The following is a 15,331-nucleotide window of genomic DNA, read 5'->3' as shown; positions in this document are numbered from 1 at the left end:
AGAAATACGATGTATATTGAAAGCCGACAATAGTCTAGTGATGATGGCAAAGAGGTCACACCCGTTCCCATACCGAACACGGAAGTTAAGCTCTTTAGCGCCGATGGTAGTTGGGGGCTTCCCCCTGTGAGAGTAGGACGTCGCTAGGCGCAAAAAGTCGCTGCTGATAAACTCAGTAGTGGCTTTTTTTATATCCAAAAAATATTAAATACTAGCAATATATAAAGGAGACATTTCGACCAAGTGAATGGTGAAATGTCTCTTTACTATATTTTATACAGTTGCTGCTCTTAGCTCTATACGACGAATCTTACCAGAAGTTGTTTTTGGTAGCTCATCGATAAAGACAATACTACGAGGATATTTATAAGGCGCTGTTAATGCTTTAACGTGCTCCTGTAGTTCTTTTGTTAACTCGTCCTCATCACGATCTTTGAAACCGTCTCGTAAGATGACGAAGGCTTTAACAATATGTCCTCTAATTTCATCTGGTGCTGCGACTACAGCACATTCTTGTACAGCTTCATGCTTATTTAAAGCATCCTCTACTTCAAATGGTCCAATTGTATAGCCAGATGAAATAATGATGTCATCTCCTCGGCCTTCAAACCAGAAATAGCCATCTTCATCGCATTTAGCTTGGTCACCAGTAATATACCAATCTCCACGGAAGGCAGCTTGTGTTCGTTCAGGCTCACGATAGTACTCTTTAAATAGAGCAGGAGATGATTTGTGTATTGCAATATCTCCAACTTCTCCAATCGGTGCCTCGTTGCCTTCATGATCTATAATACGAACAATGTTGCCTGGGGTAGGAACACCCATTGAACCCGGACGTAACTCAGTATTTTCAAGTGTGCCGATTAATAAAGTATTTTCCGTTTGGCCATAGCCATCGCGCACTTTAAGACCGAAGTTATTCATAAATGTTTCGATGACTGGTCGATTTAATGGTTCACCAGCTGAAACAGCACTACGTAGAGAAGATAGATTATAGTCTTTTAAATTATCAATCTTCGCCATAATTCGATATTCCGTTGGAGTACAGCACAATACATTGACCTTTTCTTCTTGAAGCAGTTTAAGGTATGTTTTTGCCTCAAATCCTCCATGGTATACAAATGCAGTTGCGCCCAGCATAATAGTCGATAAAAATGGGCTCCAAATCCACTTTTGCCACCCCGGAGCTGCTGTAGCCCAAACTAAGTCACCTTCACGTACACACAGCCATTGCGAAGCGGCTGTTCTAATATGTGCATATCCCCATCCGTGTGAATGGACAACTCCTTTTGGTTTGCCAGTGGTGCCAGATGTATAAGAAAGAAATGCCATATCATCTCTTTTAGTAGCTGCAGCCGTAAATGTATCTGGCTGGGCACTTGCTAATTCATCTAAAGAGGTCCAATTACCTGTAGCAGTACCTATAACTAATTTATTATTTAAAGCATCTACTGAAGAAGTAATTCGATCTACCTCACTAGTGAACGCTTCAAAGGCAATTACTGCTCTTGCAGAAGAGTGCTCCATACGATATTCTAAATCACTTGCTCGTAACATTTCTGAACATGAAATAGGAACAATTCCAGCCTTTAGACAGCCAAGAAAGACAAAATAAGCCTCAGGAAGACGTGGAATAATAACTAGTACGCGATCTCCTTTTTGAAGCCCCTTCTTCGTAAAGGCATGCGCGTATTGATTCATTTTTTGAACAAGCTCAACATAGGAAATTGTTCGGCGTTCCAGCTGAGTATTTAGCCATCGTATTGCTTGGCGATCACTATCTTGAGAAAATTTCTCCAATTCCTCTGTAATATTATAGAATTCTGGTGCAATTAAATCGTTTGTTACCATGTGAACATTCCTCCCCCAAACAAATTTAATAGAAAATTCATAAAACTATTCTCATTTTAACAATTACAATAATATACAGCAAGAATATTCTGTACATAAAATAGAAATATTGGATTTAATAGAGCACTATTAGGTTTATTCTTAATGAACAGGAAGACTTCGACAAAAAAATTAAAATTTTCACCAAAAGTATTGCATAATTTATAATGCTTGCTATAATAATAAATGTACTTAAGAGGTTTTAAAAACCGAATTGAATAGTATTGTTCCGAAGTAGCTCAGTTGGTAGTAGCACCTGACTGTTAATCAGGTTGTCGCAGGTTCGAGTCCTGCCTTCGGAGCCATTTTTTTGCCCATTTTTAAAGTTGATGTATACATAAAAAAATATTTAAAAAAGTATTGCATCGTACGATGAAAAATGTTATCATAATACTTGTCTTGTTTGAGACATTTTTAAAAATGGCCCCTTGGTCAAGTGGTTAAGACACCGCCCTTTCACGGCGGTAACACGGGTTCGAATCCCGTAGGGGTCACCATTATTAAAGCGTTGTAGTAATGCAAAGGCTTAAAAACAAAAAACTGTGAAGAAATAAACACCTGTTTTTATGGAGGATTAGCTCAGCTGGGAGAGCATCTGCCTTACAAGCAGAGGGTCGGCGGTTCGAGCCCGTCATCCTCCACCATAATTTGTTTTTTCGGAGGGGTAGCGAAGTGGCTAAACGCGGCGGACTGTAAATCCGCTCCTTAGGGTTCGGCGGTTCGAATCCGTCCCCCTCCACCAGTTTTTTATAAATGATTGGGGTATAGCCAAGCGGTAAGGCAACGGATTTTGATTCCGTCATGCCTAGGTTCGAATCCTAGTACCCCAGCCATTTTTATTTTGAGCCATTAGCTCAGTTGGTAGAGCATCTGACTTTTAATCAGAGGGTCGAAGGTTCGAGTCCTTCATGGCTCACTTTTATAGAATAAAAAGTGTAACATTAACTACAGATACTAATCTCTTGCTGAAAACAGCAGGAGATTTTTTTATGCTCGTCTTAGTTGTATAAATATTCATAAAATTGTGAGGTTGAGCCAAGCAGGATGTAGGCTTTACAATAGTCTTACAACTTAAAGGGGGTATGAAAAAATGAATAAATTAAATATTTCTATTATTGGGGTACCAACTGATTATGGGCAAACTCGCAGAGGGGTAGATATGGGGCCAAGTGCTATCCGTTACGCGGGTGTTGTAGAACGCTTAGAAGCAATTGGGCATGTAGTGCATGATCAAGGAGATATACGTGTTAGTCAAAAGCAAGAAGGTACTATTGTTGATAAACAGCTACTTAATTTAGAGGAAGTTATCGATGTAAGTACGTCCTTAGCAAACAGTGTAAATGAAGCAATTGAACAAAAGGAGTTTCCACTTGTATTTGGTGGCGACCATAGCATTGCTATTGGCACTCTTGCGGGACTTGGTGAGCATTACAAAAATTTAGGTGTTATTTGGTTTGATGCGCATGCTGACTTAAATACACCTGAAACGACACCATCTGGTAATATACATGGTATGCCTTTAGCTGTAAGCATTGGACTTGGTCATGAACGGTTAGTGAAAATTCGTAATAATGTACCGAAAATTAAACCTGAAAACGTCATTATTATTGGAGCGCGTTCTGTAGATCCAGGTGAACGTGAATTAATTAGTCAACAAGGAATCAAAGTGTATACGATGCACGAGGTAGATCGTCTTGGAATGACGCGTGTAATGGAAGAAGCTCTAGCCTATTTAAAAGAGCGCAATGTAGATGGTTTGCATTTATCACTTGATTTAGATGGGTTAGACCCACTTTATACTCCAGGAGTTGGGACACCTGTACCTGGTGGTATTACGTATCGAGAAAGCCATTTGGCGATGGAAATGCTTCAGGAATCAGGTATGCTAACATCTGCTGAATTCGTTGAGGTTAATCCAATTCTAGATGAAAAGAATAGAACAGCAGATGTTGCAGTAGCATTAATGGGTTCCTTATTTGGTGAAACCCTAGTTTAAAGAAATTTGACAAAAGATTTCCTATTGCCACAATGTATAAAAATCTTTTGCTATAATGAATAACAAAATGAAACTTTTCTTATCGAAGGCCCGTATAGTATAAGACAGTTGTAAAGGTGGAGAAATAAACACAATGGATGCGTTAGTAAACAAGAAAATAAAACAAGTGCTTAAAGGCGATCAAAACGCATTTGCAGATATTGTGAGTCTCTATCAGCACAAACTGTACCAAGTATGCTATAGGATGTTAGGGAACAAGCAAGAGTCTGAGGACATTGCACAAGAAGCTTTTGTTCGTGCCTATATGAACTTGCATACTTTTGATCAGAAAAGAAAATTTGCGACGTGGCTTTATCGCATAGCGACAAACCTTTGTATAGACCGTATCCGGAAGAAAAAACCGGATTATTATTTAGATGCAGAAGTAGCTGGTACAGAAGGGCTTGATATGTATTCGCAGATCGCAGCAGATGACCAGCTACCAGAGGAACAGATAGAGCAAATGGAACTGCAAGATCGTATTCAATATGAAATCGGGCGTTTGCCTGATAAATACCGTTCAGTTATAGTATTGAAATATATTGAAGAATTATCATTACAGGAAATTAGCGAGATTTTAGATATGCCTCTTGGAACGGTGAAAACGAGGATTCACCGCGGACGTGAAGCATTACGTAAGCAATTGAACAATCTGTAGGAGGGGGAGCGTCATGAATACTTGTCCAGAGCATATAATAGACTATATCCATGATTATTTAGATGGTGACATTAGTCGTGAGCATGAGCAAGAGTTAAAACGACATTTGCATACATGTAGTGATTGTAAACAGATGATGCAGGAATTAAGTGAAACAATCGCCTTTGTGAAGAGTGCTTCCCACATTACATCACCTCCGCGTTTTGAAGAAGCCGTGATGGCTCGTTTACCGAAACCCAAAAGTCGTGTAGGTATGCAAAAGTGGATTCGCCGACATCCACTACTTGTGGCTGCAGCAGTTTTTTGTTTATTCATGAGTGCAACTTTACTAGGTAATTTCATGGATGACCAACAGTTCTCCGTGACTAAACAGCCAAACCTAGTTGTTGAAGGTCAAACGGTTATTGTGCCAAAAGGAGAAGTTGTAAAAGGCGACATTGTTGTTAAAAATGGTGATTTAATTGTTGAGGGTGAAGTGGATGGCGATGTTACCGTTATTAACGGACAGTATATGGCATCTTCGGCAGTTGTTTCTGGAAAAATAGAAGAAATTGACGAAGTATTCGAATGGCTTTGGTATACAATTAAAAATTCAGTAAAGTCTGCTGTAACGTTCGAGGAGAAACAAGCAACTAAATAACACTCTATACGTCCTAATAGATAGTGCACGTGAGAGGCTGAAAGGTCTACTCTTTTGAGTAGACTTTTTATTTGAAAAAAGTTACATTTGATAAGAATGTGCTATACTTAAATGTGTATGGATTCGCAATGAAAAGTGGGGGATGCCACGTGCAAATTATCGAACATTTCACTAATTTAACACCTGTGAATATTGTTATTAACTTATTAGATGTACTGCTCGTATGGTACGTTGTTTATAAAATTTTAACCCTCATTAAAGGTACGAAGGCTGTCCAATTATTAAAAGGAATTTTCGTAATTATTATTGCGCGCCTTGCTACAGAATTTTTAGGGTTAGAAACGTTAGGTTGGTTGTTACAACAAGTCATCGATTTCGGTTTCTTGGCGATTATTATCATTTTCCAACCTGAAATAAGACGCGGGCTTGAACAAATTGGTAGAGGGAAGTTATTCCAACGTTCAATAAGTCAAGTTGAAGAAGAACAAACAAGGCTTATTGAGGCAATGAAGAAATCTGTTAGTTATATGGCCAAACGTCGTATAGGGGCGTTAATTTCTATTGAAAAAGAAACTGGTCTAAATGAATATATTGAAACTGGCATAGGTCTAAATGCTGAGATTTCATCTGAATTACTGATCAACATTTTTATACCTAATACACCTCTTCATGATGGGGCAGTTATTATGCAGAAAGATAAAATATCGGCAGCTGCTTGTTATTTACCGCTTTCTGAGAGCCCGTTTATCTCAAAAGAGCTTGGGACACGTCACCGTGCTGCACTTGGCTTAAGTGAAGTGACAGATGCCATTACTATTGTCGTATCAGAGGAAACCGGCGCCATTAGCCTTACACTAAATGGTAATCTGCATCGGAATCTTTCTTTAGAAGAATTCGAAGGACTGTTACGTAAAATGTGGTTCGGATCAACACAGGAATCAAATGCAGCCTCTAAGTTAACTTGGAGGGGGAAAAAGAATGGATAAAATGATGGATAGCCCTTGGGTATTACGAATCATCGCGCTATTTTTAGCCTTGTTGCTATTTTTCTCCGTTCGTACCGAATTATCTCCTACAAATAAAACAATAACGAGTGAGCAAACAGAGGTAATTCGCGATGTACCGGTAGATGTTTTTTATGACGATAAGAATCTCATTGTAACAGGGATACCAAAGACAGTAGATGTTACAATAAAAGGTCCAATGCCACTTGTTATACAAACAAAGGCAACGAAAGATTTTTCTGTATTTGTGGATTTGAGTAAATTACTTATTGGTGAACATAATGTTAAACTTCAATACGAAAATATTTCGGATAAGTTGCAAGTATCATTTGACCCTGCGACTGTAAATGTAAACATAGAGGAAAAGGTCACAAAAGAGTTTCGTGTTGACCCTGAGCTAAATACTCGTTTAATTGAAGAAGGATATATTTTAAATGGCATGACTGCTAATCCAGCTACAGTGTATGTTACGGGTGCCAAAAGTGCTATTGAAAATATTAGCTATGTAAAAGCAACTGTAACGGGTGAACAAGGCTTGAGAGAACCGTACTCACAAGTAGCGGCGGTTAAAGTATTAGATCGTGATCTAAATAAGTTAGACGTGACGATTGAACCGGAAACTGTGAAGGTTCAAGTAGATATTGGAGCCTATAGCAGAGAGGTGCCTGTTGTGCTTAAGGAAATAGGGAAAGCGGAGAATGGTATTACCGTCAACCAATTAACAATAAGTCCTACAAAGGTGAGAGTATACGGTAGAAAATCTATCATAGATGCTTTAACTGCAATACCAGTAGAGGTTGACTTATCAAAAATTACAGAATCAAAAACTTATGAATTTGATGTAAAATTGCCAGAAGGTGTGACAAAAATATCTGATTCAAAAATTAAAGTGAAAGCAGATATTACGAAGGTAGAGCAGGAAAAAACAACAACGACAACAACGGCACCAACTACTACAACTCCTGATCCTACACCGCCACCTTCGCCACCTTCAGAGGAGACTAGCACTCCTTCTGAGAACATCACGCCGCCTGCTGATAATACAGAAGATATTGATTCTTAAACAATAACTGACTATAATTTTATTTTGATTCAGTAGAGATTTCGTTCTCTATCGGTAAGGGTACTCATTTTCTAATCGGCGGATGTCACGGAAATCGGAAAGGAATTAATAAACGATGTTAGCCTAAAATCATCGCAGCCATGTGATAACGGCTAACTGACCTGCATCGGTAAAAACGCCACGTCCTGTGGCATTACCGAAATGACCGACATCGTGTCGGCCCTCGTGCAGGCCCAAGCACAAAGCCGATTCCGGACACAATTATGCCGAGGTATAAATAACATTAACGAGAAAATGTTGCTCAGGCTAAAATCAAAATACCTATGCTAAGTTTATCTGTGCTGATTTACAAAGCTAGATAAATTTACTTAGGGGATAATTAATAGTTACCAGCGAATGAACGAAAATAGACTTTTCCAAAAGTAAGCAGATGAGTGGTCTAGTTGTCAGTATAGACAAGCGTGATCACCGTCTTGCATTGAAGGAGAGAATAATCAAAATGGGTAAATATTTTGGAACAGATGGCGTCCGTGGCGTCGCGAATAGTGAATTAACACCGGAGCTTGCATTTAAACTTGGCCGCATAGGTGGCTACGTTTTAACGAAGGATGCAACTGACCGTCCAAAGGTTTTAATCGGTCGTGACACACGTATTTCAGGTGAAATGCTTGAAGGTGCACTTGTAGCTGGTCTTTTATCAATCGGCGTAGAGGTAATGCGTCTTGGTGTTATTTCGACACCAGGTGTTGCTTATCTTACTCGAATGATGAGCGCAAATGCAGGCGTTATGATTTCAGCTTCACATAACCCAGTAGCTGACAATGGTATTAAATTTTTCGGTCCTGATGGCTTTAAGCTAACAGATGCGCAAGAAGCTGAAATCGAAGCTATATTAGATGCTCAAGAAGATACTTTGCCACGTCCAATCGGGGCAGATTTAGGTTCTGTAAGCGACTACTTCGAGGGTGGACAAAAATATATTCAATACTTAAAACAAACAGTGACTGAAGAATTTGATGGCATTCATGTTGCATTAGATTGTGCGCATGGAGCAACTTCTTCACTCGCGACACACCTATTTGCAGATTTAGAAGCAGATATCTCAACGATGGGTGCCTCACCAACTGGCTTAAATATTAATGACGGTGTCGGTTCAACACATCCAGAAGGATTAGCTAAATTTATCACAGAAAAGGGTGCTGATGTTGGTTTAGCATTCGATGGCGATGGTGACCGATTAATCGCAGTAGATGAAAACGGTAAAATTGTTGATGGTGATCAAATTATGTTCATCATCGGTAAGCATTTAAATGCAGTTGGTCGCTTGAAAAAGCAAACGATCGTTTCGACGGTTATGAGTAACATGGGCTTCTACAAAGCTGTTGAAGATAACGATATGCATAGTGTACAAACAGCTGTAGGTGATCGTTATGTCGTGGAAGAAATGCGTGCTAATGATTATAATCTAGGTGGAGAGCAGTCTGGTCATATTGTTTTCCTAGACTTTAACACAACTGGTGATGGCTTATTAACAGGTATTCAGCTTGTCAATATTATGAAAGCTACAGGTAAAAAATTATCAGAGCTTGCTTCTGAAATGAAGATTTTCCCGCAGCGTTTAGTCAATGTTCGTGTAACAGACAAGCATGCTGTGACGGAAAATGCAAAGGTTGCTGCAGTGATTGCTGAGGTAGAAGCAGATATGGCTGGTAACGGTCGTGTGTTAGTGCGTCCTTCTGGTACTGAGCCACTTGTACGAGTAATGGTGGAAGCGGCTACAGAAGAAGACTGCGAGCGTTACGTAGAGCGTATAGCAGATGTTGTCCGAGCTGAAATGGGCTTAACTGAATAATTAAATAGTATATTAACTCGATTTCCTTTGATAGGAGGTCGAGTTTTTTATTTTTTTGGTTCCGTATAAATGAAAGTGACGGATAGAAAACATAACCTTAATTATTGAAAGCTCTACCCAACGAAAAAATGAATGCTTTCGAAGAGAATGGGAACAGTAGTACAGAGTCACAATGATAAGGAGTGTTGTATTGCAATGGCTAAAATTGCTACAGTGATTACCAATATGTTTGAGGACGCTGAATATACGAGTCCTAAAGGAGCATTAGAAGCGGCAGGTCATGAACTAATAACGATTGATACGACAGCAGGCATAGAGGTAGAAGGTAAGCATGGAGAGAAAGTAAAAATTGATAAAGATATTGATGAGGTAAATTCTTCTGAATTCGATGCATTGTTCATCCCAGGCGGTTTTTCTCCTGATATATTACGTGTAGATGATCGTGTTGTGGCATTTGTAAAGGAGTTTATGGACGAGATGAAACCAACCTTTGCTATTTGTCATGGACCTCAATTACTCATTACGGCCAAAACATTAAATGGTCGTGACGCTACTGGCTACAAATCAATTCGAGTAGATTTAGAAAATGCAGGTGCGATATTCCATGACGAGGAAGTGTTTGTTTGTCAAAAACAATTAGTAACAAGTCGTACACCGGAGGATCTACCAGCATTTAATCGAGAAATTGTAAAATTATTGGAGAGCAAAGAAGGCTAAGTTTAAAAGGCACAAGTGAGTTTGCCTGTGCCTTTTATCTATAAATTCAATTACAACAGTCCTATTTCTTTTTCAACGCTATAATAGCATTGGTAATTTGCCCAAGTCCGATACCAATGATAATGCCAACACCGGCACCGATTGCAGTGTCGATCCAGCCTCTATCAAAAAAAGCTTCATATCCACCGCCAGTTAGAAAACCTGTTAACCCGCCGATACCTAATCCTAAAAACAGGAAGCCACCATAAAACAACCCAATTGCCTCATAATCTGCAGGATCACGATTTTCGTAATATTGCTGGAAGCGTTCATTTAAATCCTCAGATTGCTCAGAGTTACTGGCGAATTGCAATTCCTCGCTAGCCTTATTAAAAGCTTCCTGCTCCGTTAACCCTTGTGACATTAAATCATTCATATAATCGCTCATATAGAGTATCATATCGTCTTGCGCTTCTCGCCCCTGATCGGAACGCCCTTTAAATTTGGACAATTGCTTGTCGATCTTACGTTTAGTTTGCCCACTTTTTTTGCGTAGCTGTTCCATATAAGTCATTTCAGCGTCCTGCAAATAATTCTGGGATTGTTCTTTCGCGAAACGATTAATTCTCTCCTGAATTTCACGACTAAAGCTCATGTTTGTTCCCTCCATTATTTCTTAAAATTTCAATTCGACTACTTAAAAAATCCCATTTAGCCCAAAAGGACATCAATTTTTCTCGTCCTTGTTCATTAAGCGTATAAAATTTCCTTGGTGGACCCATTTCAGATGGCTTTTTGACAATATTGACAAGACGATTTTTTTCCAATCGCATAAGTAACGCATACACAGTTCCTTCAGCTATGCCCTCAAACCCCATCTGCGTGAGATATTTGACAATCTCATAACCATATATTTCACCACGGCTGATGATTTCTAATACAATACCTTCTAAAACTCCTTTGAGCATTTCACTCAGATTATCCACGACCTCACCCCCAGGCTTAGCTTTACCTGTACTAAGTGTTGCTAAGTACTGTATATAGTATTGCTAAGTAGTGGCTTTGTCAAGCGGTTAATAAATGGTTTTTAATCTCCGGCTCTGTTCAAAAACAAATCCATAACAGAAAATATTAGTTGCTGACCTAAGGAAAAATGCATCATATTTTTAATAACAATCTTAAGATAATGTTATATAGCAGATTGTTTGTCTACTTTTTGTCACTAAAAAGTAGGATAAATAGGTGTTTTTTATAACGAAAATTTGACGTACAGCATATGATTGAGTATGATGGAGAAGTTGAATGTGAGGTCCGACCTTATCATTTAACGAGAGCGCATAAGGAGGGAAGAAAGCGCAAAATCGGAAAACAATTATAGCGCCTGAGCTGAAGAAATTGGACGAAGCTATCTTCAGCAGACGAGGTGGAGGTTTATCGAAAATTCGGCGGATGCCTCCCGATCGACATACCCGATTGTCACTTTTCATTTTGAAAGCATTTAAGTGATTGAATGGACAGAAAATGAAAAAGGTATAGTTAAAGCAATAGATAAATAGAGAAACCTCATGTATCGAATGGTTACTATTCAGATGGCTGAATGAGTGTTAACAATGTGCATGTATAAGTTTGTTATTTTCCTTTAAAATAAGCTTAGCTTTTACATTCATAAAAAAAATTCGATAGGTTGAGGTCTAGTTTGTCATTGCGTCAAATTGACGATATCGGAGGACAAGAAATTTATGTGTGGAATTGTAGGATATATTGGTGAATCAGATGCAAAGGAAATCTTATTAAAAGGTTTAGAGAAACTAGAGTACCGTGGCTATGACTCAGCGGGTATTGCAGTACGTAACGAAGATGGTGTAACAGTCTTCAAAGAAAAGGGACGTATTGCAGATTTACGTGACGCAGTGGATGAGGACGTTGCTGCAAAAGTTGGTATTGGTCATACACGTTGGGCAACTCATGGAGTGCCAAACCGTTTGAATGCACACCCTCATCAAAGTGCATCAGGACGCTTTACGCTAGTACACAACGGTGTTATTGAAAACTATCATTTATTACAAAAAACATATTTAAAAGGCATTCCGATGAAATCTGATACAGACACAGAGGTCATCGTGCAATTAGTAGAGCTATTTGTGAAAGAAGGTTTAAGCACGGCTGAGGCGTTCCGTAAAACTTTATCTTTATTACACGGTTCTTACGCATTAGCTCTTTTAGATGCAGAAGCGGCAGATACAATTTTCGTTGCGAAAAACAAATCTCCACTTTTAGTAGGTGTTGGTGAAGGCTTTAATGTTGTAGCTTCAGATGCGATGGCAATGCTACAGGTAACAGACCAATATGTGGAGTTACATGATAAAGAGGTCGTAATCGTACACAAAGCTAGCGTAGAAATTACAAAGTTAGACGGTACAATAGTAGAGCGTGCACCATATACAGCAGAGCTTGATATGAGCGATATTGAAAAAGGTACGTACCCTCACTATATGCTAAAAGAAATGGATGAGCAGCCAACAGTTATTCGTAAAATCATTCAAGCGTACGAAGGTGAGAATGGCGAATTAACAATTGACGCTAATATTTTAGAAGCTTTACGAGCAGCAGACCGTCTATATATTATTGCAGCCGGCACAAGCTATCATGCAGGTCTAATCGGTAAGCAATATTTCGAAAAAATGGCCGGTATCCCAGTAGAAGTTCATATTTCAAGTGAATTCGGCTACAATATGCCATTACTTTCAGAAAAACCATTGTTTATCTTTATTACACAATCAGGCGAAACAGCAGATAGCCGTCAAGTACTTGTAAAAATTAAAGAGCTTGGTTATCCAACATTAACTATTACAAACGTACCTGGTTCTACCCTATCACGTGAGGCAGACCATACACTTTTATTACATGCAGGCCCAGAAATCGCAGTAGCTTCTACAAAAGCGTATGTAGCGCAAGTAGCTGTACTTGCTTTAACAGCATATGTAACAGCGAAAGCTAATGGCAAGGGATTAGAATACGATTTAAAACAAGAACTTGCGATTGCAGCAAACGGTATCCAAACAATTATCGATTCAAAAGATGTTTTAGAGGATATCGCTGAGGACTACTTAAAAATCGCACGCAACGCATTCTTCATCGGCCGTAACATAGACTTCTATGTAAGCCTTGAGGGTGCCTTGAAGCTAAAAGAAATCTCTTATATCCAAGCAGAAGGCTTTGCAGGTGGCGAGCTAAAACACGGAACAATTGCCTTAATCGAAGAAGGTACACCAGTATTTGCCCTTGTTACACAAGAAGCAGTAGGATTAAACATCCGTGGTAACGTCAAAGAGGTAGCTGCACGTGGAGCATTCCCATGTATTATTGCCATGGCTGGAGTAGATGAAGATGGGGACCGTTTAGTAATCCCTCAAGTTCACGAATTACTAACACCACTTGTTTCTGTAGTGCCATTACAATTAATTAGCTATTACGCAGCACTACACCGTCGCTGTGATGTGGATAAACCACGTAACTTGGCTAAGTCGGTGACTGTTGAGTAATAGTTGAGTTAGTGTTCGCTTGTGATGTAGCTTTAAAGATTGACCGTTTATAATAAAGATTGATAAGAAATAACCTCTTTGGGTCTTGCCCTTAAGAGGTTATTTTTGCTTTTCTAAAAAATCGTAAATTCGGAGAAGGTATTGATATTTTAGAGTAATTTATAATTAAACTTTTTTTCTAAACCAACATCCTTTGTGATATATTTCTAAGTATTAGTCGGAAAGGAGTTCTTAAAGGATGTTAGCCTAAAATCATCGCATCCATGCGATAACGGCTAACTTACCTGCATCGGTAAAAACGCCACGTCCTGTGGCATTACCGAAATGACCAACATCGTGTTGGCCCTCGGTAAAAACGCCACGTCCTGTGGCATTACCGAAATGACCGACATCGTGTCGGCCCTCGAGCAGGCCTAAGCACGAAGCCGATTCCGGGACGCAATTATGCCGAGGCATAATTGATATGTATTGAAGTAAAGGGGAAAAATATGAGAAAAAAAGTTATTTTATCATTAATGTTAATGACATTTCTTTCTGCTGTAGAAGGAACAATTATTAGTACAGCAATCCCCCGTATAACGAGTGATTTGTCAGGCGTCGAGCTTGTTAGTTGGGTATATGCAATTTATATGCTTGCCACAGCTGTTTCGACTCCAATATACGGGAAACTGGCTGATTTATTCGGTCGTAAAAAAGTTTTACTTATCGGAGCTACAATATTCTTAGTCGGCTCTGCACTTTGCGGTGTTGTTACATCGATGGAACAGCTCATCGTCTTTCGTGCCATTCAAGGTCTAGGTGCTGGCGCTATTATGCCAATAACAATGACAATCATGGGGGACTTATATAGCGAAGTGAAAGACCGTGCAAAAGCACAGGGCTGGATTAGTGCTGTTTGGGGTGTCTCTGGAGTAATCGGGCCATTAGTTGGAGGATTTTTAGTGGATTCTCTTTCTTGGCGCTACATCTTCTTCTTAAACATTCCATTTGGAATTATCGCTTGCTTAATGATTGTAATTTATTATAAAGAATCTATTAAGCCTGCTAAGCACCATATCGATTATCTTGGAGCAACAGTATTCTCATTAAGTACAATTGCTCTACTATACGCGTTATTAACAGGTAGCAGTAAGCAAAACTGGGGGGACATTACAATTATTGGCCTCTTAATCTTTGCAGCTGTTTCATTCATTATTTTCTTATATATTGAGAAAAAGTCTCCTGAACCATTAATTCCGCTAGCGCTATTCTCTAACCGTACATTATCTATTATAAACATATTAACTCTTATTTCTGGTGCAATGATTATTAGTATTACAATATATCTTCCAATATGGAGCCAAGGTGTATTAGGAAAAAATGCGACAGATGCCGGACTCATTTTAATGCCCCTTCCTGTTATGTGGACGTTTGGCACTATTTTTTCTGGTAAATTAGTTGGTAACTTAAAAACGAAACAAATCATTCTACTTGGAGCTAGCATTCTTTCAGTTGCTGCCTTTTCACTATTTACATTGTCAACAGATTCACCAGCATTCCTTATCTATGTTGCAGTTGGATTATTCGGTTTAGGAATGGGGCTTATTGTACCTATTTACATGGTAACAATTCAATCAGCTGCTCCAACTCATACGCGAGGGACGGCAATTGGCTTAAACACATTTATCAATACGTTTAGTCAAACTTTGGGGGCTGCAGTTTTCGGGGCAATTTTCAACACGATGATTCATGCACAAGGTATTAAAAACCTTGATCTTGTATCTTCTGGTGGACATGGAGGAGCTACAGCAAACATAGTAACCGAATCACAAGAGGCATTAGCTTCAAGTGTACATTTCGTTTATATGAGTACTTTTATATTAGCACTAGTAACTTTAGCGATTGTTTGGTTCTTATTTAAGCCATCCACACAAACTAGCGAGCAATAAAAATAATTAATATATATACAAAT

Annotated in this window: 12 protein-coding genes, 6 tRNA genes and 1 rRNA gene; 16 read left to right on the top strand and 3 right to left on the bottom strand. The window is 39.0% G+C overall.

Annotated elements, in window-relative coordinates; translation table 11 throughout:
* Window positions 1-33: 33 nt before the first annotated feature.
* Window positions 34-149 (top strand): 5S ribosomal RNA (gene rrf, locus AC1DCY_RS17910).
* A gap of 124 nt (window positions 150-273) precedes the next feature.
* Here rrf and mbcS read toward each other — a convergent pair.
* Window positions 274-1,851: an acyl-CoA synthetase MbcS gene (gene mbcS, locus AC1DCY_RS17905; RefSeq protein ID WP_477352332.1), complete on the bottom strand. Its 1,578-nt coding sequence runs from the start codon at window positions 1,849-1,851 to the stop codon at window positions 274-276.
* A 267-nt stretch (window positions 1,852-2,118) separates the two neighbouring features.
* Between mbcS and AC1DCY_RS17900 the strand changes: the two genes are divergently transcribed.
* From AC1DCY_RS17900 to AC1DCY_RS17840, 13 genes are all read left to right on the top strand, one after another.
* Window positions 2,119-2,195 (top strand) — tRNA-Asn (locus AC1DCY_RS17900).
* A 117-nt stretch (window positions 2,196-2,312) separates the two neighbouring features.
* Window positions 2,313-2,387 (top strand) — tRNA-Glu (locus AC1DCY_RS17895).
* 71 nt (window positions 2,388-2,458) lie between these two features.
* Window positions 2,459-2,534: transfer RNA gene (locus tag AC1DCY_RS17890), tRNA-Val, on the top strand.
* Between the two features lie 14 nt (window positions 2,535-2,548).
* Window positions 2,549-2,632, top strand: a tRNA-Tyr gene (locus AC1DCY_RS17885).
* A gap of 16 nt (window positions 2,633-2,648) precedes the next feature.
* Window positions 2,649-2,723: transfer RNA gene (locus AC1DCY_RS17880), tRNA-Gln, on the top strand.
* A 10-nt stretch (window positions 2,724-2,733) separates the two neighbouring features.
* Window positions 2,734-2,806, top strand: a tRNA-Lys gene (locus AC1DCY_RS17875).
* Window positions 2,807-2,980: 174 nt separating this feature from the next.
* Window positions 2,981-3,886, top strand: coding sequence for an arginase (gene rocF / locus AC1DCY_RS17870; protein ID WP_477352330.1), 906 nt, complete (start codon window positions 2,981-2,983; stop codon window positions 3,884-3,886).
* Window positions 3,887-4,019: 133 nt separating this feature from the next.
* Window positions 4,020-4,583, top strand: a complete 564-nt coding sequence (gene sigW / locus AC1DCY_RS17865) for an RNA polymerase sigma factor SigW (protein WP_100542806.1) — start codon at window positions 4,020-4,022, stop codon at window positions 4,581-4,583.
* 13 nt (window positions 4,584-4,596) lie between these two features.
* Window positions 4,597-5,223, top strand: a complete 627-nt coding sequence (locus AC1DCY_RS17860) for a zf-HC2 domain-containing protein (protein ID WP_477352328.1) — start codon at window positions 4,597-4,599, stop codon at window positions 5,221-5,223.
* A 149-nt stretch (window positions 5,224-5,372) separates the two neighbouring features.
* Window positions 5,373-6,209 carry a diadenylate cyclase CdaA gene (gene cdaA, locus AC1DCY_RS17855; RefSeq protein WP_477352326.1) on the top strand — a complete coding sequence of 279 codons (837 nt, stop codon included), beginning with the start codon at window positions 5,373-5,375 and terminating at the stop codon, window positions 6,207-6,209.
* Window positions 6,202-7,290: a CdaR family protein gene (locus tag AC1DCY_RS17850; protein ID WP_477352324.1), complete on the top strand. Its 1,089-nt coding sequence runs from the start codon at window positions 6,202-6,204 to the stop codon at window positions 7,288-7,290. Before cdaA ends, AC1DCY_RS17850 begins: the two co-directional genes overlap by 8 nt.
* Before the next feature lie 499 nt (window positions 7,291-7,789).
* Complete coding sequence (gene glmM, locus AC1DCY_RS17845; RefSeq protein ID WP_477352322.1) at window positions 7,790-9,142, top strand: phosphoglucosamine mutase; 1,353 nt, start codon at window positions 7,790-7,792, stop codon at window positions 9,140-9,142.
* Window positions 9,143-9,337: 195 nt separating this feature from the next.
* Window positions 9,338-9,859: a type 1 glutamine amidotransferase domain-containing protein gene (locus AC1DCY_RS17840; protein ID WP_477352320.1), complete on the top strand. Its 522-nt coding sequence runs from the start codon at window positions 9,338-9,340 to the stop codon at window positions 9,857-9,859.
* Window positions 9,860-9,920: 61 nt separating this feature from the next.
* On the opposite strand, the gene AC1DCY_RS17835 is transcribed toward AC1DCY_RS17840, so the two are convergent.
* Together AC1DCY_RS17835 and AC1DCY_RS17830 are read right to left on the bottom strand one after the other, a co-directional pair.
* The gene (locus tag AC1DCY_RS17835) at window positions 9,921-10,493 is read right to left on the bottom strand and encodes a hypothetical protein (protein WP_477352318.1); all 573 of its coding nucleotides are present in this window, start codon (window positions 10,491-10,493) and stop codon (window positions 9,921-9,923) included.
* On the bottom strand, window positions 10,483-10,824 hold the full coding sequence (locus AC1DCY_RS17830; protein ID WP_477352316.1) for a PadR family transcriptional regulator: 342 nt from the start codon (window positions 10,822-10,824) through the stop codon (window positions 10,483-10,485). The genes AC1DCY_RS17835 and AC1DCY_RS17830 overlap by 11 nt, the downstream gene beginning before the upstream one ends.
* A gap of 753 nt (window positions 10,825-11,577) precedes the next feature.
* Between AC1DCY_RS17830 and glmS the strand changes: the two genes are divergently transcribed.
* Both glmS and AC1DCY_RS17820 read left to right on the top strand, forming a co-directional pair.
* Entirely contained in the window at window positions 11,578-13,380 is a 1,803-nt protein-coding gene (gene glmS, locus AC1DCY_RS17825) for a glutamine--fructose-6-phosphate transaminase (isomerizing) (RefSeq protein ID WP_477352314.1), read from the top strand.
* 488 nt (window positions 13,381-13,868) lie between these two features.
* The gene (locus AC1DCY_RS17820) at window positions 13,869-15,308 is read left to right on the top strand and encodes an MDR family MFS transporter (RefSeq protein ID WP_477352313.1); all 1,440 of its coding nucleotides are present in this window, start codon (window positions 13,869-13,871) and stop codon (window positions 15,306-15,308) included.
* The last annotated feature ends 23 nt before the right edge of the window (window positions 15,309-15,331 follow it).

The organism is Lysinibacillus sp. 10T31, from assembly GCF_056394365.1.
Note: the sequence above shows the minus strand (reverse complement) of the source record. Positions and strands in the feature narration are given on the sequence as shown.